13 protein-coding genes and 2 tRNA genes are annotated in these 23,176 nt (G+C 63.8%); 9 read left to right on the plus strand and 6 right to left on the minus strand.

Annotated features, from left to right (window positions below; translation table 11 throughout):
* Nucleotides 1-29: 29 nt before the first annotated feature.
* From ACN9M6_RS07705 to ACN9M6_RS07720, 4 genes are all read right to left on the minus strand, one after another.
* A complete protein-coding gene (locus ACN9M6_RS07705; RefSeq protein ID WP_419162356.1) occupies nucleotides 30-797 on the minus strand; it encodes a PSP1 domain-containing protein in 768 nt (255 codons plus the stop codon).
* 239 nt (nucleotides 798-1,036) lie between these two features.
* Nucleotides 1,037-1,984, minus strand: a complete 948-nt coding sequence (locus ACN9M6_RS07710; RefSeq protein ID WP_419162357.1) for an acetyl-CoA carboxylase carboxyltransferase subunit alpha — start codon at nucleotides 1,982-1,984, stop codon at nucleotides 1,037-1,039.
* A 96-nt stretch (nucleotides 1,985-2,080) separates the two neighbouring features.
* Complete coding sequence (gene dnaE, locus ACN9M6_RS07715; RefSeq protein ID WP_419162358.1) at nucleotides 2,081-5,599, minus strand: DNA polymerase III subunit alpha; 3,519 nt, start codon at nucleotides 5,597-5,599, stop codon at nucleotides 2,081-2,083.
* A gap of 23 nt (nucleotides 5,600-5,622) precedes the next feature.
* Entirely contained in the window at nucleotides 5,623-6,654 is a 1,032-nt protein-coding gene (locus ACN9M6_RS07720) for a DUF4837 family protein (RefSeq protein WP_419162359.1), read from the minus strand.
* Nucleotides 6,655-6,745: 91 nt separating this feature from the next.
* Here ACN9M6_RS07720 and ACN9M6_RS07725 point away from each other — a divergent pair, with 91 nt between their 5' ends.
* From ACN9M6_RS07725 to ACN9M6_RS07755, 7 genes are all read left to right on the plus strand, one after another.
* A complete protein-coding gene (locus tag ACN9M6_RS07725; RefSeq protein ID WP_419162360.1) occupies nucleotides 6,746-8,347 on the plus strand; it encodes an alkaline phosphatase D family protein in 1,602 nt (533 codons plus the stop codon).
* Between the two features lie 86 nt (nucleotides 8,348-8,433).
* A tRNA-Ile gene (locus ACN9M6_RS07730) sits at nucleotides 8,434-8,515 on the plus strand.
* A 343-nt stretch (nucleotides 8,516-8,858) separates the two neighbouring features.
* Nucleotides 8,859-8,933: transfer RNA gene (locus ACN9M6_RS07735), tRNA-Ile, on the plus strand.
* 626 nt (nucleotides 8,934-9,559) lie between these two features.
* Entirely contained in the window at nucleotides 9,560-10,603 is a 1,044-nt protein-coding gene (locus ACN9M6_RS07740) for a DNA cytosine methyltransferase (protein ID WP_419162361.1), read from the plus strand.
* The gene (locus tag ACN9M6_RS07745; protein WP_419162362.1) at nucleotides 10,603-13,620 is read left to right on the plus strand and encodes a UvrD-helicase domain-containing protein; all 3,018 of its coding nucleotides are present in this window, start codon (nucleotides 10,603-10,605) and stop codon (nucleotides 13,618-13,620) included. Before ACN9M6_RS07740 ends, ACN9M6_RS07745 begins: the two co-directional genes overlap by 1 nt.
* Before the next feature lie 643 nt (nucleotides 13,621-14,263).
* Complete coding sequence (locus ACN9M6_RS07750; protein ID WP_419162363.1) at nucleotides 14,264-15,157, plus strand: ATP-dependent nuclease; 894 nt, start codon at nucleotides 14,264-14,266, stop codon at nucleotides 15,155-15,157.
* A gap of 116 nt (nucleotides 15,158-15,273) precedes the next feature.
* Complete coding sequence (locus ACN9M6_RS07755) at nucleotides 15,274-15,723, plus strand: very short patch repair endonuclease (protein WP_419163724.1); 450 nt, start codon at nucleotides 15,274-15,276, stop codon at nucleotides 15,721-15,723.
* A 293-nt stretch (nucleotides 15,724-16,016) separates the two neighbouring features.
* On the opposite strand, the gene ACN9M6_RS07760 is transcribed toward ACN9M6_RS07755, so the two are convergent.
* A complete protein-coding gene (locus ACN9M6_RS07760; protein WP_419162364.1) occupies nucleotides 16,017-17,165 on the minus strand; it encodes a hypothetical protein in 1,149 nt (382 codons plus the stop codon).
* A complete protein-coding gene (locus ACN9M6_RS07765) occupies nucleotides 17,132-19,387 on the minus strand; it encodes a DNA cytosine methyltransferase (RefSeq protein ID WP_419162365.1) in 2,256 nt (751 codons plus the stop codon). The genes ACN9M6_RS07760 and ACN9M6_RS07765 overlap by 34 nt, the downstream gene beginning before the upstream one ends.
* Before the next feature lie 297 nt (nucleotides 19,388-19,684).
* Between ACN9M6_RS07765 and ACN9M6_RS07770 the strand changes: the two genes are divergently transcribed.
* Both ACN9M6_RS07770 and ACN9M6_RS07775 read left to right on the plus strand, forming a co-directional pair.
* Nucleotides 19,685-20,844 (plus strand): IS3 family transposase gene (locus ACN9M6_RS07770; RefSeq protein ID WP_419162366.1). Its coding sequence is split into 2 segments (ribosomal slippage): nucleotides 19,685-19,943 and nucleotides 19,943-20,844, totalling 1,161 coding nucleotides; the frame shifts between segments, so codons are not numbered across the junction.
* Nucleotides 20,845-21,092: 248 nt separating this feature from the next.
* On the plus strand, nucleotides 21,093-22,781 hold the full coding sequence (locus ACN9M6_RS07775; RefSeq protein WP_419162367.1) for an AIPR family protein: 1,689 nt from the start codon (nucleotides 21,093-21,095) through the stop codon (nucleotides 22,779-22,781).
* Nucleotides 22,782-23,176 lie beyond the last annotated feature (395 nt).

A 23,176-nucleotide genomic window follows, 5' to 3' on the forward strand; every position in this document is an offset into this window, starting at 1 on the left:
GTCGAAACTCTCTCGTCCGGACCCTGAGCTCAGCGATCCAGCTCGGCGCGGCGGGCGGCGCGTCTCTCTTCGCGAAGTTGCGCCAGCGGGATGATGCGGACCTCCCCGTCTCCTCCCTGAAGAGAGACGGTCTCCTCGAAGAGGTCCCACGCCTTCACGCTCTCCCGTCCCCTGGCCGTCCGAATCGTCTTGCCGACGGGCGGGAACCGCTTTCTGGCCTGTGTATAGACCGCGTGCTCGTAGCGCAGACAGTTCATGAGACGACCGCACGCGCCCGAAATCTGACTCGGGTTGAGCGAGAGACCCTGGTCTTTGGCGAGCTGCAGAGTCACGGGTTCGATCGAGGTGAGCCACGAACGACAGCACAGCTCCCGCCGACACCGGCCGAGCCCCCCGAGGCGGCGGGCCTCATCGCGAACTCCGATCTGCCGCAGATCGATCCTCGTTCTGAACGAGCGCGCCATGTCTCGCACGAGGGCGCGGAAATCGACCCGCTTCTCGGCGGTGAAATACACGGTGAGCTTGTTGCGGTCCCACTGCCATTCCGCTTCGCTCACCTTCATCCGGAGCCTGTGCTTCGAGACCAGCTCCCGCGTGCGTTTCCGAACCTCGAGTTCCTGATCGCGGAGTTGCATAAGCCGAAGCACGTCGGCCGGGGCCGCGCGGCGAATGACCCGGCGGGACGGCGGGGGTACGGTGCGAGCGCCCACGTGGTCGCAGCCCCCCTCGCAGGCAAGGTCGTGGGACCCGGCGGCGCGCTTCACCCAGCCGATGTCCTGCCCGCGGTCGGCTTCCACGACGACGTACTCCCGTTCCGTCAGGGGGCGAACCCCCGCGAAGGCGAAGAAGTCGGAGCGAAGGCCCTTGAACTGGACTTCCAGGATCTGGCTGGGGCCTCCCGCGGGAGGACTTGGCGTGACGGCGGGTCCCGTCGCGCGTCGCGGTTCGCCAGAGCCGCCTCCGCCTGCGGTGTCGTGCCTCGGACGCGCGGAGCGGGGAGGCCGAGGCCGTGCCGGACGCGGCCGCCCGCCCGCCTTCATCTCTCCTCCCAGGTGCCGATCGCGTAGTACTTCGCCCTCCGCGACTCGACCAGCTCCTGCGGCTCCATCTTGGACAGTTCACGCAGATGACGTCGGATCGCGGCACCCATCGCCTCCACGGCCGCGGCCGGGTCCGTGTGCGCACCGCCCGGAGGTTCCGGGATGATCTGGTCCACGACGCCGAGATCCTGCAGATCGCTGGCGGTGAGCTTGAGCGCTTCCGCCGCCTTGTCCGCGTGCTCGCGGCTCCGCCAGAGAATCGCGGCACAGCCCTCCGGGGAGATCACCGAGTAGATGGCATTCTCCATCATCAGCACTCGGTCGGCCACACCGATGCCGAGCGCGCCGCCCGAGCCGCCCTCGCCGATCACACAGCCCACGATGGGCACGCGGAGGCTGGCCATCACGGCCAGATTCCGCGCGATCGCTTCTGCCTGGCCCCGCTCCTCCGCGCCGATCCCGGGGTACGCGCCCTGGGTGTCGATGAAGGTGACGACAGGGCGACCGAACTTCTCGGCCAGCCTCATCAGCCGCTTCGCCTTCCGGTATCCTTCAGGGTGGGGAGACCCGAAGTTCCGGCGCAGGTTCTCCTTCATCCCCCGGCCCTTCTGGTGGCCGATGGCCATCGCGGAGCCGGTACCGATCTTCAACCAGCCGCCGACGATGGCGGGATCATCGCGGAAGGCGCGGTCACCTCTCAACTCGAAGAAATCGGTTCCGATCCCCTCGATGTAGTCGAGTGAGAAGGGCCGGTCCTGGTTGCGGGCGAGTTTGACGCGGTCGAAGCGCGAGAGCCTGGCCATGGCCTCATCGTGCGCGGCGGCGAGCTGGGCTTCCAGCGGCCCCAGCTCGGCACTCACGTCGATGCCGCGCTCCCTGGCCTTGCTCCGCAGTTCCTCCACATGGTTGCGGAGTTCGGCCAGCCCCTCCTGTTCTATCGACATACGCGACCATCTTTCGATCCGGATCCGGCGTCACCCGCCGGAGACGCGTACAAACTGGCCCCCTTCGGCAGGGGCCGGCCAGCGGGTTGCAGCCTGCTAGCGATTTCGGACCAGGCGCACGCCCGCGCCCAGCAGCGCGCGGAGCTCCTCGACCAGAGCCGCCGTGGGCGCCACCCGCAGCCTTCGCGACTCGAATCTGGACGGGCGCGCATCGACGGCCGCGGCCCCGTTCACCGGACCCGGTTCGCCATGCCCGTTCGCCGCCGCCTTCCACTCGAGGAAGAGGGGGGCCCGGCCCGGCGAGGCTTCAAGGAGCTCGCGGACCTTGATGAACGCGCCCGGCTCGAGCCGCTCGCCTTCGCGGACCTCGATCAGGATCCCCACCTGTCCCTCGTCCCGCACGTCCGCCAGGGGTCGCACGGAGTCGAGGAAAATGGGCGGATCGTCGTCATCTCGCGAGTTGCCCGACACGGTGCCCGTGATCAACACCGGCCTGTCGTCCGTCAGGAGGCCTCGATTCTGCTGCCACACCTCGCCGAAAACGAGTGTCGTCGCCGTGCCGTGGAAGTCCTCGATGGTGAGACGCGCCCACTCGCGCCCGTCCTTGCGCGCGGTGCGGACCGACGCCTCGGTGATCACGCACGGGATCTCGACCGTTCGGTCGCGGTGCTCGAGCAGACTCGTGGTCCTCGCCTCCAGCGCATAGAGGTCGACGAGGTCGCGATAGCGCTCCAGCGGGTGTCCCGAAATGTAGAACCCGAGCCGCTCTTTCTCCTCCCGTAGCCGGTCTCGCTCGCTCCACGCCGGGACGACCGGGAGTTCGGCGGTCGACCGCGCCACGGCCTGGGCATCGCCGAACAGGCTCGTCTGGCCGCTCTCAGCCTCCTGCCTCCGCAACTGCGCCTCGGTCAGCATGACGTCGAGTCCCGCGACGAGCGCCGCCCGATCGCCGAGATCGTCGACGGCGCCGGCCCCGATCAACGCCTGGATGACCCGCGAGTTGTTGAGCCGCAGGTCGATGCGCTCGAGGAAGTCGAGGAAACTCTCGAACGGGGTCTCCTCGCGCGCGGCACGGATGGACGTGATCGCGGAGTGACCCACGCCCTTGATCGCCCCGAGCCCGAACCGGATCGCCGACTTCCCGGGGTCGTCCGGATCGTCGACCACGGTGAAGCGATAGCCCGACTCCCTGACCGACGGGGGCAGGACACGGATTCCGAGCAGGCGGGCCGCCCCGATGTAGGAGACGACCGCGTCCGTGCTCCCGATCTCGGACGAGAGCAGGCCTGCCATGAACTCGGCCGGATAGTGCGCCTTCAGCCAGGCCGTCCGGTAGGAGAGGAGCGCGTACGCGACGCTGTGCGCCTTGTTGAAACCGTAGCGACCGAAAGTGCGAATGAGTTCGGCGATCTCGCCTGCTTTCGCCTTGACCACGCCCCGTTCGACGGCGCGTGCGACGAACTCTCCGAGTACGCGGTCCGTGAGTTCGGCGTCCTTCTTCCCCACCGCCTTTCTGAGGACATCGGCTTCGGCGAGCGAGAAGCCCGCGAGCAGGTTGGCGGCGCGCATCACCTGCTCCTGATAGGTGATGACCCCGTACGTCGGCTCGAGAATTTCCGCGAGGTCCGGGTGAGGGTATTCGACGTCCTTGAGTCCGCGTTTGCGGGCGATGTAGACGTCCGTCATGCCTGAATCGAGCGGACCGGGACGGATCAGAGCGTTGACGGCGACGAGGTCATCGAACCGGTCGCAGCGCATCGCGCGCAGCTTGTCGGTCGCGAGACTCGACTCGAACTGGAACACCCCGCTCGTGCGACCGCTGGCGAGCATCTCGTACACGGCGGAGTCCTCGAGCCCGACGTCCTCCCAGTCCACCCGGATTCCGTGCCGTTCCTCGACGTTCCGCGCCGCGTCGGCGATCACGGTCAGCGTGCGCAGGCCCAGGAAGTCCATCTTGAGCATGCCCGCCTTCTCGAGCGCGTTCATGTCGAACTGCGTGATCACCGTGTCCGCGCCGCTCTTGGTGTCCGAACAGATCGGCACGTAGTCGTCGAGCGGCCCGGGTGCGATCACGACTCCGGCGGCGTGCACCGAACTGTGACGCGACAGTCCCTCGATCCGTTCGGCGTAGTCGAGCAGCTTCGTAACCTGTGCATCCTCCCGGTCGAGCTTGGCGAGGTCCCCCACCTTCTTCCTCGCCTCTGCCACGGTCAGCGAGAAGCCCGGACTCGAGGGGACCAGCTTCGCCAGACGGTCCGTGTCCGAGGGCGAGAAACCGAGCACGCGGCCCACATCGCGGATCACCGCCCGCGCCTTCATGGTTCCGAACGTGATGATCTGGCCGACCGACGCGTGGCCGTACTTGTCGCGCACATAGTCGATGACTTCGCCACGTCGCTCGTAGCAGAAGTCGATGTCGATGTCCGGCATCGAGACGCGTTCGGGATTGAGGAAGCGCTCGAACAGGAGGTCGAACTCGAGCGGATCGACATCGGTGATCCCGAGCGCGTAGCAGATGATGGACCCCGCGGCAGACCCTCGCCCGGGTCCCACCGGAATCCCCCGCTCTCGGGCTGCGACGATGAAGTCCCAGACGATGAGCAGATATCCCGCATAGCCTGTGTTCTCGATGACGTCGAGTTCATAGGCGAGGCGCTCCCGGACCGGATCGGGCAGCGGTTCGCCGTACCTCGACTTCGCCCCCTCCGTCGCCTCGTGGCGCAGCATCGCCATCGGCTCGGAGAAACGATCGGGGAGCGGGAAGCTGGGGAGCTGGTACTGCTTCTCGACCTGCACGTCGCAGCGCTCGGCGATGCGGACCGTCTCGGCGATCAGCCCCGGCAGGTCCGGGAACAGCTCGGCCATCTCGTCGGCCGTCTTGAAGTAGCTCTCCTCGCCGTGGAAGCGCAGCCGGTCGGGATCGCTCTTGTCCTTGCCCGTGCCTATGCAGAGGAGCGTGTCGTGCGCATCGGCGTCCTCGCGCCTCATGTAGTGCGCGTCGTTGGTCACGACCAGAGGAAGACCCAGTTCCTCGGAGATCTGGATGATGCCCCGGTTGACCCGGTTCTGTTCGGGGATTCCGTGGTCCTGGAGCTCGAGCCAGTACCGGTCCCTGAACACGCGCGCGTGCCATTCGGCGGTGCGCTTCGCTTCGTCGTAGCGCTCGTGCTGGAGGTAGCGCGCGACCTCCCCCGCCAGGCAGGCGGAGAGGCAGATGATCCCGTCGGCGTACTCCTCGAGCACCTCGTGATCGACCCGCGGGCGCCGGTAGAAACCCTCCGTGTACCCGATGGACGAGAGCCTGATCAGGTTTGAATAGCCGGTCCGGTTCTGGGCGAGCAGTACGAGGTGCGCGTAGTGGGCCGGGGCGCCCTTCTCCAGTTCGCGGGACCGCCGGTCGCCGTACGCCACGTAGGCTTCGCAACCGATAATCGGCTTGATGCCCTTCTTGCGGGCCTTCTCCTGGAACTCCCAGGCACCGAAGAGGTTGCCGTGGTCGGTCAGGGCGAGGGCGGGCATCCCCAGCTCGACGGCACGATCGACCAGGTCGTCGATCCGGTTTGCGCCGTCGAGCAGCGAGTACTCGCTATGCGTGTGAAGGTGAACGAACTGCATGTATAGCGGTCCGTCGCGTTCGGCTATTCGCCCGTCATGATGCAGCGGAACGACCCGAGGATCTCCTGCAGCTGCAGCACGTACTCGTACTTGGGCCTGTTCGGCGAGTAGAGCCAGGCATCGACGAAGTACGTGCGCGCCGGACAGTCGACCAGCCACACGATGAAGGGTCCGGCGGCGGGAAAGCCGCCGGCCTCATCCTGCCAGACACCGGTCACTTCCAGAGCCGGGTACCCTTGCCACTGGAAGCTGACCACGCTCGAGTTCGTGTCATCGATCCGTTGCGGGACGTTGTAATGCGTGGCATCGATCTCGGCCCGCCACTCGAGCGCCAGTTCCCTGGTCAGGGAATCGACGCCGGGGCGCCACGCGACGAGGACCGAGCGTATGAGCTCGCTCGGATCGGGGTTGTCGTTGCGGACGATGACGAGACTGTCGCCGCCGCCGAGATCGCGCACGACCCAGTCATAAACCTGCGGGACATAAAGAGAGAACCCGAACCGCCGACCGAGATCGGTAGCGAGCGCGGTGTCCGTGGATGTCGCGAACATCCTCTGCAGGACGTGCTCGCGGTAGGTCATGTCGACCGCATTGAGGACCGAGGGCAGCGCGTCGATCCACGATTCGGTCTCCCGCCCGCGACGGAGCAGCGTAGCGGTGACGGTCTGCCCTCTGGCCCAGACGTCCCGCGCCTGGAAGACGCGCCCCGGTTCGAGAGCCGCCAGGTCCTGGTCCGCGGCAGCCGCCGCTTCAATCAGCAGCGGGTCGTCATCTGTCCCGAATACCAGCACGTTGCGGAAGAGCATGAGATCGGCCACGCGCTGGTGCCCCGGGTCGACCGCGCTGACCTCGTACTGTTTCTCGTCACGGGACGTGAAGATCGTCGGCTCGAGAACCGCCCGGGTCTCCTCCTCCACCTGATTCCACACCGAGTCGGGGACGATGATGATGAGGCTGTTCGCCTCCCCGAGGGCTGTTTGCTGGCGGCAGCCGGAAACACCGAGGAGAGTGGCCGAGAGAAGCGCCGCGCAGGCGCCGAAGGGGCGAATTCGCATGTGGCGGAAGCTAGACCGCGGCGCGAGGGCCGGCAAACGGAGTCGGCGCGTCTTGACACCCGGTGCTCGGGCCGCCTAAGCAGTTCGTGCAATGACAGAACGAACCTTCGACCCCGGGATGAACACGCGGCGCGACTTTGTCGCCGCCTGGTCGCGGGCGGCGGCCCTTTGCGCGCTGGCGCCGCTTCCCTTCGGGCAGTTCGGCCCGGGTGTCCGCGTGGGCGGTGACCGCATCGTCACGCGCTCCGGCCGCTCCGCTTCGGCGGACCGCTTTCCGTTCGGGCTTGGGGTGGCCTCCGGTGAACCGGCCGCCAATGGCGTCGTCCTGTGGACGCGGCTACTCGCCTTGCCCGGCGACCCCGGCGCCGCCTTTCCCGTGCAGTGGGAGATCGCCGCGGACGATGGCTTCCGGAGCATCGTGCGGCGGGGCGAGTCGGCGGCGCTGGCGGAACTGGGCCACTCCGTTCACGTGGAGGTCGAGGGGCTGGAGCCCGAACGCGACTACTGGTACCGCTTCCACGCGGCGGGGGCGACGAGCCCCGTCGGCCGCACGCACACGGCCCCCACCCCCGGGACCCTGCCGGACCGCTTCGATTTCGTCTTCGTGTCGTGCCAGCATTACGAGCGCGGCTGGTACACCGGCTACCGCCACATGGCGGCCGAGTCGCCGTCGCTCGTCGTGCACCTCGGCGACTACATCTACGAGAGCGGCCCCGGCAGCGGGGACAACCTGGTGCGCCGCCACGACGCGGAGGAACCTCGCACGCTCGAGGGCTACCGGGCGCGCTACGCCCTCTACAAGCGGGACCCGGATCTCCAGGCCGCGCACGTCGCCGCCCCCTGGGTCTTCACCCCCGACGACCACGAGGTGGACAACGACTGGGCCGGCGAGCACAACACGGAGCAGATGAACCGGGAAGCGTTCCTCGCCCGTCGGGCGGCCGCCTTCCAGGCCATGTACGAGCACCTCCCCCTGCGGCGCACGTCCCTGCCCGTCGGCCCCGACGCCCAGTTGTACCGCCGCCTCGACTTCGGCTCCCTGATGCGGCTCCACGTCCTCGACACCCGCCAATACCGCACCCTCCAGCCCTGCGGAGGCCGGCGCCAGCCGCCATGCGACGAGCAGCACGCCGAAGGCGCCACCATCCTCGGAAGCGAACAGGCCGACTGGCTGCTCGACGGACTCGACCGATCACCCGCCCACTACAACGTCCTCGCCAACCAAGTCTTCATGGCCCGGCTCCTGGAAGGCGAAGAGGAACTCACCCTCCCCATGGACAAGTGGGACGGCTACCCCGCCGACCGCACCCGCCTCATGACCTTCCTCCACGACCGCCGCCCCTCCAACCCCATCGTCCTCACCGGCGACCTCCACACCAACTGGGTCAACGACCTCAAACTCGACTTCGACCGCCCAGACTCGCCGACCGTCGGAACCGAATTCGCCGGAACGTCCATCAGCTCAAGCGGAGACGGCGTCGACACCGGCCCCCAGGGCGAAAACGCCCTGGGCCACAACCCCCACATCAAATTCTTCAACGCCCAACGCGGCTACGTCCGCTGCCGCATCACCCCCGAGCGCCTCCAGGCGGACTTCCGCGTCATGCCCTACGTCACCCGCCCCGACGCACCGATCGCCACGCGCGCGAGCTACGTAGTAGAAAACGGAATCCCCGGCGCCCAGGAAACTTGAACGCGCCGCGCCGTATCCTTAGGATGGACCCCGCCCGGCGCCCGACCCTCCGTCACGAACGAGCGGTCGCGCGCCGGTCTTCTTCAGGGCCCGTAGCTCAGCCTGGTTAGAGCGCACGCCTGATAAGCGTGAGGTCGGTGGTTCAACCGAGCGCCCGTCTCGGGCGCGAGCTCGGTGAAGCAGCGGCCCTGCAAGGGACGGTGCTTCACCAACTCTACCCGGGCCCACGCTCCCCGGTCATGAAGCCTCGATCGGCTCCCTCTCTGGCCCAATGTGGAGCACGCCCACGGCCGGGAACGGGCCCTCCGATGGTTAGGGTCGTCATGGTCGACCTGCGGGTGGCAACTGTCGATTGCGATCGAGAATGACACCCGGCGGGAGATGACGAGCCCAAGAGCGGAATCCCCGGTGCCCAGGAAACTTGAACCCACCGCGCCGCACCCATAGGATGGAGTCCGCCCGGCGCCCGACCCTCCCTCAGCACGGAACGGTCGCGCGCCGGTCTTCTTCGGGGCCCGTAGCTCAGCCTGGTTAGAGCGCACGCCTGATAAGCGTGAGGTCGGTAGTTCAAATCTACCCGGGCCCACTATTCAAGCCATCGGATCCAACCCTCGCCGTAGGTCCGATCCCGGCCCGACCTCACGGACGACCAAGTCGCCTCGGTAGTTCACCCGAGCGCCCGTCCCGGGCGCGAGCTCGGTGAAGCAGCGGCCCCGCAGGGGACGGTGCTTCGCCAACTCTACCCGGGCCCACGCTCCCCGGTCGTTTGACTTGAATCCCTTTCCCTCCGACCCCATGGGGAGCGACCTCACACGACAAACCGCCAAATGGCTCCACCGGCCGCATGGATCGGATCGTATTGGAGGATCGCGCTTTCGTGGGTCGCAGTTGAACTGAGACGGATTTCTTGCCGTGACACATGCCGACCGTACACGCCTGTGCAGCGCGCTGTCACTCGGGCCGCGCTGGAGTGCATGGGCGTGGCCAGCGGGTGATCGTGAGGGAGAGGGCGCTAGGCCCCGTGTTCGAGAACCTCAGCGACGTGCGCAGCAGTTTGGTGCCGCGCATCTTGACCGACCCCGGTGGATCAGCTTCATTCAAAGCGGAGTCGGGTCGACGGCGGTGACGTCATGCCGCGCGGAGCTTCGGGCCCCGTGTGGACTCAGAAGCTCACAGACGAGGAAAGAGTGAATCTGAATACAGTGTACAAAGATGTCCAATAAGCCCTGGCCCAGGGCAATCGATCTCTTCTCGGGCGCGGGCTCGGCAACCGCGGCTCTGAAGGCCGCCCATTTCCGAGTCCTCGCCGCAGTCGACAACGATCCGGCAGCCTGCGCTACTTACCGGCTAAACCACCCAACCGTGCGCATTTTCGAGCAGGACATCCGCCAGCTCGACCCCGCCCTGTTAGAGCGTGAGTGCCTTCGCGGAGCAGACCTCGACCTTGTTGTCATCTGCGCTCCCTGCCAGCCGTTCAGCAGTCAGAATCGTCACCGGCTCGGCGACCGGCGCTCCGATCTGCTCGTTGACGCCGCCCGCTTCGTTGCTGCATTGCGTCCCAAAGTCGTCTTCGTCGAGAACGTTCCCGGACTGGCAGCCAAGCGTCACTGTCACCTTCTCGACGCTTTCAAGGAAGTCTGCGGAACCGACTACGCCTTCACTAAACCCCTACGCGTCGACGCCGCCGACTACGCGGTCCCCCAGCGCCGTGTCCGCTGTGTCCTGATGGCGTCCCGCGGTCCCCAACCGCCGACGCTGCCGGACGCATTGACCCCCGTCGGGAGGCGCCGCACCGTCCGCGACGCCATCGCCTGCCTCCCCGAACTCGCCGCCAGCGAACGCGACCCTACCGACCCGTTGCACGCAGCCCGCCGCCACCAAGCGATCGCCCTGGAGCGCCTACGTGCCATCCCGAAGGACGGAGGCAGCCGCAGTTCCCTTCCCGAGTCCCTTGCCCTACGCTGTCACAAGCAGCCCAACTCCTATCCGGACGTCTACGGCCGCATGGCCTGGGACGACGTTGCGCCCACACTCACTACCGGCTGTACGGATGTCACCCGCGGCAGGTTCGCCCATCCAGACCAGGACCGGGCAATCACGCCGCGGGAAGCCGCCCTCATCCAGACCTTCCCGCGACAATACTCGTTCTTCGGCGGCTCCGGTGTCGTGGCAACGCAGATAGGCAACGCACTTCCGTTCGCGCTGATGCGCGCCCTTGCGCCCGCGCTCCGCACCGCCATCCAAGCCGTTCCCTGATGCAACTCACCGACGCCCAGCGCGAGGCCGTCACCTTCGACTCAGGCAACCTCCTCATACTTGCGTGTGCCGGCAGCGGCAAGACCGAAACGCTGGCATGTCGGGCCGCCCGCATGGTCCAGGACGGCGTTCCGCGGGGATCCATCGTCGCGTTTACCTTCACCGAACACGCTGCCACCGAACTCAAACACCGCATCCGGCGGCGCGTCGAGGAGGCTATCCCCGAAGAGCCCGCGCTCGGCGACATGTACGTCGGCACCATTCACGCCTACTGCCTGCAGATCCTCCGCAAACGAGATCCCCGCTGCCGGATTTTCGAGGTCATGGACGAGACCCGTCAGGCGGCTCTCATCGCCGCCAACTTCGTGCGGTTCCCAGGCGGCGATGGCATCGGTCTCGATCGGCTCCGTACCCGAACCCGTTCCCGCACGTATGGCGAGACCCTGAGCACGTTTCTCGCCACGCTGAACGTGATCCACCAGCAACAGATCGACATCGACAACATCGGCGACACCGTCCTCGCTAGCGCGGTGCGCCGCTATCGCGAGATCGCCCATGACCATCCGAACTACTTCTTCGACTTCAACAACATCATCGACCGGATGATCGATTTCCTCCAATCCAACTCCGCCGTCCTGGGGGAGATTCGGGCGGAACTCCAGCACCTCTTCGTGGATGAGTACCAAGACGTCGACGACAGGCAGGAGGAACTTATCCGCCTGCTCACCGACGGGGGGCGCAATCCCAGCCTGACGGTCGTCGGAGACGACGACCAAGCCCTCTATGGTTTTCGGGGCGCAAAGGTCGACAACATCCTCGACTTCGAGAAAAAGTATCCGGACGTCCGTGTCGTGCGCCTCGAGGACAACTTCCGGTCGACCCATGCCATAGTCTCTATCGCCGACGAAGCTGTCCGACGGGTCTCGAAGCGCATAAACAAGGAACCCAAGGCACGTATAGGAGCCGCCGACGGTTCGCTCCAGGAACGCTTCGCCGACCCAGGTGACATACTTCTGGAGACTTTCCCATCCGAAGAAGCCGAAGCCCAGTGGGTCGCTGATCGCATCCAAGTCATCCGCGGCACTCGGTTTCGAGAGAACGACGGGACCGAGCGCGGCCTTGACTACGGCGACATGGCCATCCTCCTGCGTAGCGTTCGCAGCGCTGGCGCGCCTTTCGCCGAGGCTCTGCGCGACCGCGACATACCGGTCGTCGTCACCGGCACGGGCGGCCTTTTCGACAACGAAGAAGTCCGTCTCGTCCAGGCCGCCTTTTCGCTCCTCGCACGAGCCGACTTCGCCTTACCGAACGAGTCCGGAGGCATCCGCCTGCTGTCCACTGCCGAAACCCGCGAATTCGTACGCCGCGCCGTTTCCGCGCTTCGCGACAACAGGCGCCTCGGCCCGTCCGCCAACTCTACGCACCTGCTCTCTTGGCTCGACCGCAAACGCGCGGAACTCGGTCAACGCGCCGTCGCCCGAACCGAGCGATCACGCGGCCTCGGCGCCAGGATCTACCCGCAGGACATCTTCCAACAAATGCTGCGGGAACTCGGTGCCAGGGCGGACTCCTGGCCAGAAAGCACGATGTTCAACCTCGGTGCCTTCAGCAATCTGCTCACGCAATTCGAGTCCGTCCACCAATGGATCACACCCGCCCGGCTGAAGAGCCTCGTCCTCTTCCTGTCCAACTGGGCTACGCGTCACGTAGACGAAGGCGGCGTCAGCGAACTGGCTGCGCTGAACTCCGTCAAGATCATGACGGTACACGCTGCCAAGGGCCTCGAGTGGCCTGTTGTCTTCCTCCCCCGCATTTCCTCTCGGGTATTCCCGAGCAGCTTGCGCACCAGACCGCCAGAGACGTTCCTGCCGTCGGAATCCTATGACCCCGGACCCTACGTTGGCGGCGACGACGGCGAACGGAGGCTCTGGTACGTAGCGCTGACCCGCTGCGCCAAGTTCCTGCACGTTTCATCGCTAGACCGGCACGGCACCAGACCCACCCCATACTTCCGTGAGATCGATCACGACTGCGTCTTTCCCCTGGGGAGCGCACCGCCTGAACACGCGCACATCGAGGCCACTCCTCCGGCAGATTCCAACCTGCTTCGGACCACCTACTCCGACCTGGCCGCTTTCCGGCGCTGCGAGAGGGAATATCAGTTGCGAGCGCTCATGGACTTTAGCCCGGGCGTCGGCGAACAGTTCGGATACGGCCAGCGCATTCATGACATCCTTGCCGAAGTGCACAACATGGCGATCCGCGGCGAGACTATCACTCCCGATGTCATCCGCCGACTCGTCGTACAACGGTTTCATCTTCGTTACACACGGGGCAAGCCCTTCGATATCCTCCAACGCGCGGCCAGCGATGCCTTGGTCCGATATGTCGAACGCGCCGGTGACACCCTCTCCCGTGCACGTGCCGCCGAAAAGCCCTTCGAACTCATCGACCGAGAATCCGGCGCGCTAATCGTCGGCGTCGTAGACCTCCTCGAGCGTGCAGACGACTCTGCTCTCCCTTCCCAGCGGGAGATCATCGGGCTCGTCGACTTCAAGGCGAGCCGCATTCGCACAATGGAGGAGTACGAAGAGACCGTGGACGCGGCACTGGAACAGCTCCAACTCTACGCGGTCGGCGTCAGCTACGCTTTCGACATGGAGCCCGCAGTCGCAACTGCCCGCATCCTCTCACCCAGACCGCTTCCAGACGAACTCAGGACGAGCGGCCGCGACGAGTGGATCAAGGTCGCGGTCGACCCGGAAGCCCAGCGCGAAGCCGCAGCCAAACTCTCCGATACGGTGGGCCTGCTGAGGGAACGGCTGCAGAAACGCGACTTTCCTACTTCGGGCGCAACGCGTGGAAAGTGCGGCCGATGCGATTTCCGCACGTTCTGCCCAGGCTACGAGGCGTTCGTCACGGCGGGCGGCTCAGCCGCGACGAACACGCCCGCCGAGGAAGTGGAGCACCAAACTGATCTCTTGGCTGAGGACACGGATGCCCGGTCGACACCTTAATGACGCCGAGCGGCGTCTCCTGACGTTCTGGCGCGAACCGAGCGCAAGCTTTCCTCACCCGCTGCTCAAGGGAATCACGCTCGAAGGCCCGCCGCCCTTGAGAGGCATCCGGAACATCCACGCGCCCTTCGACTACCCCATTACCGCCATCTGTGGTAGGAACGGGGCCGGCAAGAGCACGTTGTTGGGCTTGGCTGCGCTTTCCGCGGCACGCCCTGACGGGTGGCGTAGGTCTCCGCGCCCTATCCCTGCTGCACGCCGCCGCTTGCGCCGCATGATCTTTGCTTGGGACGAATTCTTCTTCCGCCGCCCTAGTGATCCGACGCCTGCCGGTCTCACTGTTCGCTTCGACTACACACTCGAGGGAGACGACCTTCAGATTGCCAGGTTCAGAACAGAAAAAAGTCGGTGGGCCAACCTCCCCGATCCCGGCCGGTCCCGTGCCGTGCGGTTTCCCGAACGCGCCATCGACTTCGTCTCGCTCTCCCGCATTCTCCCTCCCGCAGAACTCGGCTCGCTCCGGCGGCGTCATTCTGGCGCATCCTCCCCCCGGATCACACGGCTCTCCACGTCTGCCACTAGGGCCATTTCAGCCATTCTCGGCCAGCCGTACAGCTCAGTGGAAGTTCACACCGACGGTGGCATGCCCCTCGCCCACTGCCACAACGCCGCTTCCTACACCGGTTTCGATATGGGATCGGGCGAAGCCTCCGCTATCGCCATACTCTCCGCCCTCGAGCGTCTCCCTGCCGGCGGCCTCCTGCTGATTGAGGAGATCGAACACGGGTTTCATCCACAAGCCCAGGAACGCCTGATTCGCGAACTCACGCTTCTCGTCTCCACGGACAAGAAGCAGGTTGTCTGCACCACGCACTCGGAGTACATCATCGACGCCTTGCCCCGTGAGGGGCGCCTGCTCGTGGAACGCGAGCCCGATGGCCATCGCGTCAGCGCGGCACCGACGACGCGCCAAGCGATGTACAGCATGACCGGAACGCCACAACCCGAACTGACCGTATACGTCGAGGACACGTTCGCAGAGACTCTCGTCGACCAGGCGCTCCCAGGCGAACATCGCGCACGCGTCAGGATCGTACCGGTCGGCAGCGGGGACCGTGTCGTCGCGCAGCTCGCGAACCATCGCCAGGCCCGGCTCGACGGCCCGGCCATCTGCGTGCTCGATGGCGACACCACCGACAGGCAACTCACGGCTTGGTCGAACGCCTCAGGCCTCAGTTCCACCGAATCGTGCCTTCGGCTGCCCGGCGATTCACCACCGGAGACCTGGGTCCTCGGTGCGCTTCTCACCGACCCATATCGCGACGCGCTCGCCCGCTTGGCCCGCCTTGAGGCAGGCCGCTTGGCCGCCACCCTGGAGCAGTTGCGTTCGACGCGTGATCCCCACGACATCCCCCGCGACTTCGCCCGACAGCACGCGATCGCCGAAGACTGGGCCGTCTACGTGATCACGTCATGCGTGGCCGACCATCCCGGCCTGCAACCCATCCGAGATCACGTGGCATCGTGCCTCATCTGACCCGCGCCCCGCTGAGAGCGAAGCCGCATGGCCACCGAGTGCGTGGGCCGGTTTGGGCAAGCCCCTTGTTCAAGGGCCAGCACCGCTACACCGTTGTCGGTATGCCGTTCTAACCCATTTCCCCGCAGCGGCTCCACGAACCAAGGAGTACGAACACGTTCGATTCACTAACGGAGCGCCAGCGAAGTGCGCTCATGAGCCGGATTCGCGGCAAGGACACCAATCCTGAGATGCGTGTCCGGCGCTTGGTTCACGGGATGGGATACCGGTACCGCCTTCACGCAAAGGAGCTTCCCGGCCGCCCCGATCTCGTTTTCGGGCCGCGCCGTAAGGCGATCTTCGTGCATGGCTGCTTCTGGCACCGGCATCCAGGTTGTACGGGCAACCAGATACCTAAGACGCGTAGCGACTACTGGCGGCACAAGCTGGACGGCAACGTGGAGCGCGACCGGCGCACCGAGGCCGCGTTGCGAGCGGCCGGTTGGAGTGTGCTCGTGATCTGGGAATGCGAGACCAAGGGAGATACCGATGGTTTGGCACGGAGAATCAGGACGTTCCTCGGATGAGCCGGGTGTGGCGAAACTCAGTGAGCGGTGGCTGCGGACGCGAATCGACCGGACGCTCGTACGCGCGTAGCGACCGAGCCTTCGTACACTCGCTCAAAGCTCTGCCGTCGGGCCGAAAAGCGGGGTTCCCGGATCGTGCGAGTTCGCATCCAGCCCTCGAGCTCCTTGCGGCCCCGGGTCCCAGTCGAATCCCTCTCACTGCACGCACACATGGAAGGCAGCGGCTTCCCCACGCGTCAACCACGTCTCCTCTGTTGGACGCCATATTATTGACCTCTCAGCAGCGATAACCGTCACGGGCTTATCAGGCTCGTAATCCGAGTCCAGTTGAACACAAACCCTCGTCCCGGATGGTAAACTCGGTTCCCGCGTGGAACAACTAGATTCAACTTTTTCCACAGCTGTTTCTCGGCCTTCAGAAACTGGCGGCGAGATCCCGCAACCGCCGCCTGCGCCCGACCCACATTCCGTTTTAGCAGTCCTTTGTCCCCAAGGTGGGCCTCGACAGAATCGAGCCAAGCCTGCTCCTCCGCAAACGGGCCGGCTTCCACTTGATGCTCCTCTATCGCGTTGAGCAGAATGAGATGCTTGCCAAGCGTCAGCAGAGTTCTCGCAAGATAGTCCGTGAACATGACCGCACTCGAGCCATACACATGCGCGATCTGGAACGCCTCAAAACCATTCTCCGATAGCGCCCCGTCGGGCGCTATCCATCCGATGTGCGCCATGAAGTTGCTGTAGTTCTTTCTCCACGCTGTATAGTTATTCGGATTATCTGCCGCATTCCGGATGCCTCCGCCCCAGTGATGTAGCTTGCCGGCCTGGATGTCATCCCACAACCGGGCAAACGCACGATCTCGAATCGTCTCCAAACCAGAGGTTGCAGCCAGACCTTCCTCATAAAGATAGCGGAGATAACACGCCATCTCCTCTGGGCTAAGCTCTCTCCACTTCGCATAGAAGCTAGTTCCGAGCCGCGCACGAGTGGTGGGCGGCTGCCCCCTAGCCGGCGCAAAGCGGGCAACCGTGATTCCGGCAGCATCTATCGAAATCGTCGCGGAGTCGTAGCTGATCAAGCCGACGGGCAGATCAGTAAACTCGCGTTGGCTCAACACCGCTTCAACGTGATCAGAAATTCGATAGCCGTCTCGGGCGGCCTGAGGGATAATTAGAAATCCATAGTCGAAATCTCGCGTATAAGCAACGGCTTGTCCTAGGCCTGTGAGATACTCGCGCTTGCTCTGATGAGGTGGTTTGAATTCTGCCGCGAGCGTCAACCGGTTACCGTTGTCGGAAATGACGAAGTCCGGTATCGGCCAGCCCCTTGAGGATGTCACATGTGAATCAACCGAAAAGATGTCGGCCCATGGGTGACTACCTTGACGAATGGTACCTACCACCTCTTGTGCTACGGCGTACGCAAACTCATCGTGAGTTGGCATTCAGCTTTCTCTGCTCTCAAATCGTAGATGTCACGGTTATAGCCCGGCTCTTGATAGACATCTCGAACCGTCTTCGCTATGCTCTGCGCCAGCTGTTCGGCAATCAATGGGGGAACAGCGTTACCTACCAGCATGCACTGCTGCTGTCGAGTTCCTCGGAAACGTATGGAATCGGGGAAAGTCTGAATCCGCGCAGCCTCGCGGACCGTTAACGCTCGCGGTAGCCTCGGATGGACGGGGAACGCGTTATGCCCCGGGATCATGGTGGTCGCGGGCTGATCCATCGAGAGCCGCCGGTATACGTGGCTGAAGTTTTGCACGCGATCGGTTCTGTAGCCTCGTAACAGGTGGTCGGGTAGGTCCCTAACGGGTAGTCGCCCACCCTCTGGAATTAACTTGTATCGCTCGACAACAAGCTCCTTGTGCTTCATCGGAACGTGGCTGAATTCGCGGCCAATCGTCTCCGGATCCATGAGATCGGTAATAACATCTCCTACACAGCTGTAGGGACGCTGCCATGGACGGGGATTGGCAAAGTACTTGGGCTGGGGCCACCGGAATTCCAGATGTGGCCTCCAAGCGACAAGAAATACGCGTTCGCGCTTTTGCGGCACTCCGTAGTCAGCTGTGTTGAGTACGCGGTGATCGAAGACGAACCCCGCACGATCTAGTAGCTCCTGCACCGCTGCAAGGTAGGTGGTCTCATGGCGGGAAGTAGAGAGGAAGCCCTTGACGTTCTCCATAAGAATCACACTGGGGGCCAATGCAATCGCCTGGCGAATGTAGGCTAGAGCTAATTCATTGCGAGGGTCGTCTTCGGGCCGATGACCCTTGGTGTTGACGAACCGCCGTCGCCCGAAGATTGAAAAGCCCTGACATGGAGGCCCCCCGAAGACCACATCCACGCGTCGGCCTTGTGTATGCTCTCTGAGGATATCAGGATCGAGAGTGGTAATGTCACAGTGATGATGAGGGATATCTGGGAAATTGTGGACTATGTTGAGAGCAACTATGGACTTGCGATCGTAAGAAGCGAGAACCTCGTAGCCGGCCGAAAGAAAGCCTAGCTGCAGTCCGCCAATTCCAGTGAAATAGCTGACTGCAGTTAGTGCGGGTTCAGCCCTGTCGCGTCGGCTGGCGTCGGGCTCAGGATTAATCGCAGGCGATGCATCCGTTGCTTGAGGAGTCGCCACCTTCCGATGAGTCTGGAGGTGTGCGACGATGGAGCTACCAATGTGTGCACCGAGCTCTACGGGAACAGCGTTCCCAACCAATCGACACTGCTCAGCACGGTTGCCGGTGAAGACGTAGGTGTCTGGGAAGGTTTGGAGTCGTGCGGCTTCTCGCGGTGTCAGGCTCCGGTGTAGCGTGGGGTGGACGGGAAAAGCGTTGTTTCCCGGGACGAGAGTCAGCGATGGCTTGTTGCGGCAAAGCCGCTTGTACGTGTTGCCGAAGTTCTTCCGCCGGAGATCAGGGGGCAGCTCGGAGGGTGGGGGCAGGCGACCGCCTTCTGGAATAAGCTCGTAGCGCCGACGTACGATGTCCCCATGTCGGAGTGGTGAATGATTAGGGGGCGCGTCCGCCTCAGAGAGTCCGGCAAGATCCATGATCGTGGAGCCAACGGTTTCGTAGGGAAGGACTCCAGCAGTCCCGGGTGGCCCGTGGGTGGGATCTGGCCAAGCGAACCGGTAATCTTGGCGCGTGGTGGCAAAAAAGAAGGTCCGTTTGCGTACTTGTGGTACGCCGAAATCTGCCGCGTTCAAAGTTGCGATGTAGACGCGATAACCGATCGTCTGGAGGGCAGACTTGATCTCGCGTGCGTAACGCCCCGCGTACTGAGTCAGGAGGTAGTTGACGTTCTCCAAGAGGCAACATGGTGGACGCAGCCACTGGACCACGCGCACGAACGACGTGAACAGATGATTGCGGGCGTCGCCCAGCCGTTGATCGCCGATCGTCGAAAATCCCTGACACGGAGGACCGCCGGCCACTAGGTGGACAGGGCGGTCGCCGACTACTGCATCGATGTCGGCTCTGGACACTCTTCGAATGTCTTTGTGGAGAAACGGGACGCTTGGATGGTTGAGGCGAAACGTGTCCCTAGATGATTCAGCGACATCGGCAGCTAGCAGGGTGTGGAACCCAGCATCAGTGAGCCCGGAGGCGAGACCACCTCCTCCCACAAACAAGTTGACGACGTTGTAGCTCTCGCGACTCGGCACCGATCAGGATCCCTCCAACGTTCAAGTGGCTTCGTGTGGACTCTCGGAGGCAACACACACCTAAACGGTCATCGAACCCGTGAATGGACGGTGAGCCGATCTGTTGCTAGTTCGCATGGCCTCCTTTCTAGTTGTTCGCACACCGTCCCAACATCGACCGTTGTGCTCCCCTAGGCTAGGGGCGTGTGAGGTCGAACGCAACGCGTTCGTGAGAAGTGAATCGTGCAATCCTGATTTGATTGGAGTTGCCCCGCCTTCACGGACACGTTTCCATTGGGCCAACCAAGGAGGTGTGTCGTGGCGGCAAGAGCGGGGCGGTATCCGCGGGAGTACCGGGAACGGCTGGTCGAGCTGGCGCGGGCGGGTCGTAGCCCGGGTTCGCTGGCTCGGGAGTTCGAGCCCTCGGAGCAGACGATCCGCAACTGGGTCAGGCAGGCGGAGTTGGACGAGGGGGAGCGGAGCGACGGGCTGACGACGGAGGCGCGCAGGGAGATGTCGCGCCTGAAGCGTGAGAACAAGCGGCTTCGGACGGAGCGCGACATCTTACAAAAAGCCGCAGCCTGGTTCGCGAGGGAGAGCGGATCGATCCCCAACGGGGGTACGCGTTCATGAAGGCGCACCGGGCCGAGTTTCCTCTGGCGGCGATGTGCCGGGTGCCGGGTCTCTCCTCCAGCGGGTACTACGACTGGCTCAAGCGTCCGCCCTCGGCGCGTGCGCGGCGGGACGCGGAGCTCGAGGCGCGGATCGGGGCGATCTGGACCGGCAGCGGCGAGACGTACGGTCGTCCGCGGATCCACGCGGCGCTCAGGGCCGGGGGCGAGCGGGTGGGCCAGAAGCGCGTGGGGCGGCTGATGAGGGGCTTGGGGATCGAGGGCGCGACCAGGCGGCGCTTCAAGACGGCGACGACGAAGAGGGACACCCAGGCGTCGCCCGCGCCGGACCTGGTGAACCGTGACTTCTCGGCCTCGGGGCCCGACCGGTTGTGGGTGGCCGACCTCACCTACGTGCCCACGTGGGCTGGCTGGCTGTATCTGGCCGTCGTGCTCGACGTCCGGAGCCGCCGCGTCGTCGGCTGGGCCATGGCGACGCACATGCGGACCGAGCTCGTCGAGGCCGCGCTGGCGATGGCTCTCGCACGTCGTCGTCCCGAGGGTCGTGTCGTGCATCATTCCGACAGGGGCTCGCAGTACACTTCTCTCGCCTTCGGGGAGCGCTGCCGCGAGTCGGGCATCGCGCAGTCCATGGGCTCGGCGGGCGACGCGTACGACAACGTCATGTGCGAGAGCTTCTTCGCGACGCTGGAGTGCGAGCTGATCTGGCGGCGCTCGTTCCGTACGGCGTCCGAGGCCCGGCGAGAGGTGTTCGGCTTCATCGAGGGCTTCTACAACACGCGCAGGCTTCACTCGGCCCTCGGCTACGAGTCGCCGGCCAGCTACGAGAGGAACCATGCGGCCTGAGGCGTACCGCAGGCGCGCACCCCGAGCCGCTCTCTCTCGTCTGAGAGGGACTGACGGGAGCAGCACCGGAGGTGATCAACCACAGAAATCAACCGTCCGTGAAAGCGGGACAGCTCCAGTCTCACCCAATGTTGTCAAACCGCGACCAGTCCGATAGCATGATCTGTGCACATGTTGCCCAAAACCCTCTAACCCACCTCGCACACCCCTCCGGGCTCCTCGCGAAGACAATTCACGGAGATGGTTCAATGTCAGAGACACCCGATCTTACGTATCCCGGACTCCTCGACGAGTGTCGGGCCCATACGGCCGAAGGGCGCGCCGAAAGCAGAGCCTTCTTGGCGTGGTTTCTTGAACACTATTTCCGCCTTGAAGAACTCGCCGCGCAGGATTGTGTCTGCGATGGTCCTGACGACAAGGGAGTCGACGGCATCTACGTGGACGACAATCTCGAACGGATTGACGTTCTCCAAGCACGGATCATCCAGAATCCCGCTAGGACCATTGGCGATAGTCCACTCCGCGAACTGGCCGGGACTCTCGCACAGTTCGACACGTCGGCCGCCATCGAGCATCTCGTCGCAACAACCGGAAATGTTGAGCTGAAGAATCGTCTCGAGTCAGAGGGTGTAACGGGAAAGGTCCAAGACGGCTACGAGGTTCGGGGAGTGTTCGTCACTAACGCCCCCGCAGATGACAATGCGCGCAGCTTCGCAGCCGGCAACGATCGCGTGGTTGTGTTTGACGCCGATTATTTGTCCGAGGGATATGTGTCCGTGGGCCCCTCCCAGCCCGTGGCGAGCGAAGCGCGTTTCGATGTCTCCGGCTTCGATGTGATTGATTATCGGACGTCTGCGGCTAGAGTGCTTGTAGCACCACTGCTGGCTTCGGAGCTTGTATCACTAAACGGGATTCGAAGTGGCGATCTGTTCGACTGGAACGTCCGACAATCTCTAGGGAGGACAAAGGTCAACAAAGCCATCGCACAGAGTGTTAAGGACCAAGCGGAGCACAAAAACTTCCTTCTCTATCACAATGGCTTGACTATTCTCACGACGCAACTTGAACACGAATCGGATCGCATTACGTTATCGGGATATTCGATCGTGAATGGCTGCCAGAGCATTACGAGCCTCTTCGAGAACCGGGACACCATAAGTAGCGACCTAAGATTGTTGGGAAGGCTCATACAACTTGCACCGGACAGCGAGTTGGCCGCACGCATCACTCGCCACAGCAATAATCAAAACTCCATCAGTGCCCGAGATCTACAGTCAAATAACCTGATCCAACGTCGCCTCCAGAACGAGATGCGGGAAAAATATCCCGACATTTTCTACGAGATCAAGCGGGGGGAGCGACAGACCGGTTCCGATGTGCTAACCAATGAAGATGCCGCAAGGATCCTTCTTGCTTTTGACGTCAAACAACCATGGTCTTGTCATCAGAGTTACAAGTTATTCGATGAACTATATGGCGACATATTCGCGCGTCCGGAGGTCACTGCGGACAGACTCGTGTCGCTGCAACAAGCTCACCGAGCTGTACTCGATGTACTTCCAAACATCACGCTCGAAGTCATGGCAAAGTATCGCCTCCTCCAATTCATTCTGCTCTATCTGCTTAGGATCGCGTTAGAAACGGATGAGACGGGACGAGCGTTTTGCCAACGACCATCCGAGTTCATTTCTGAACCCAACGGAGCAAGTAAGCTTCGAAGAAGTTTTGGCCGTGTTCTGGACGATCTCGTGATAGACTTCAACGCAGAGATGGAGGAACGAGAGAGGTCTGATCATCCGTTTGACTACAAGCGCGAGTTAAAGAGCCCGCAGTCGGTCCGTAGTCTTCAGCGAGGTATACTCACTTCGTATCAGAAGGCAGTGGCTCGGGGGCGTGCCACTGGTTTTGGCGAGGAGTGGCTGGCAGAGGAGAATTGAGCGGAGGCGGGACGGCCAGGTGGAGCTGGGTGTAATGATCCCGGTTTGCTGGACAGAGTGTACGAGTACGGTAATCACCTGACACCCGACCTTGCCGAGATCACCGCTTCAGACGGCGGTCGTCACCTCCTTCTTGGTGGACTTCTTCCGGCTCCTGGGCCTCCGGCTCCCCTTCGTGAACACCTGGTACGGCGTCCGCCATGGCGCGGCCGCAGTGCGGGCGGTTCCGGTTATGGGTCTCGATGTAGGCGGCGAGATCAGGCTGCATCTCGTCGATGGACTCGTACCCAAGGTCGTCCGCCCCTTTACCCTCACGCGCTTGCCCAGGAGCCTGCGATGGAAGCGCTCGATCTACCCGTTCGACCGCGCCCGCAGAACTCCCGCCGTCGTTGTTC

The sequence above is a fragment of the Candidatus Palauibacter sp. genome, assembly GCF_965197445.1.
Taxonomy (GTDB): Bacteria; Gemmatimonadota; Gemmatimonadetes; order Palauibacterales; family Palauibacteraceae; genus Palauibacter.

Bases quoted from the DNA above. Each gene is read 5' to 3' on its own strand.
- ACN9M6_RS07775 (WP_419162367.1), top strand. From the start codon at position 21,093: ATGTCAGAGACACCCGATCTTACGTATCCCGGACTCCTCGACGAGTGT.
- ACN9M6_RS07720 (WP_419162359.1), bottom strand. From the start codon at position 6,654: ATGCGAATTCGCCCCTTCGGCGCCTGCGCGGCGCTTCTCTCGGCCACT.
- dnaE (WP_419162358.1), bottom strand. From the start codon at position 5,599: ATGCAGTTCGTTCACCTTCACACGCATAGCGAGTACTCGCTGCTCGAC.
- ACN9M6_RS07750 (WP_419162363.1), top strand. From the start codon at position 14,264: ATGCCCCTCGCCCACTGCCACAACGCCGCTTCCTACACCGGTTTCGAT.
- ACN9M6_RS07745 (WP_419162362.1), top strand. From the start codon at position 10,603: ATGCAACTCACCGACGCCCAGCGCGAGGCCGTCACCTTCGACTCAGGC.
- ACN9M6_RS07725 (WP_419162360.1), top strand. From the start codon at position 6,746: ATGACAGAACGAACCTTCGACCCCGGGATGAACACGCGGCGCGACTTT.
- ACN9M6_RS07740 (WP_419162361.1), top strand. From the start codon at position 9,560: ATGTCCAATAAGCCCTGGCCCAGGGCAATCGATCTCTTCTCGGGCGCG.
- ACN9M6_RS07710 (WP_419162357.1), bottom strand. From the start codon at position 1,984: ATGTCGATAGAACAGGAGGGGCTGGCCGAACTCCGCAACCATGTGGAG.
- ACN9M6_RS07760 (WP_419162364.1), bottom strand. From the start codon at position 17,165: ATGCCAACTCACGATGAGTTTGCGTACGCCGTAGCACAAGAGGTGGTA.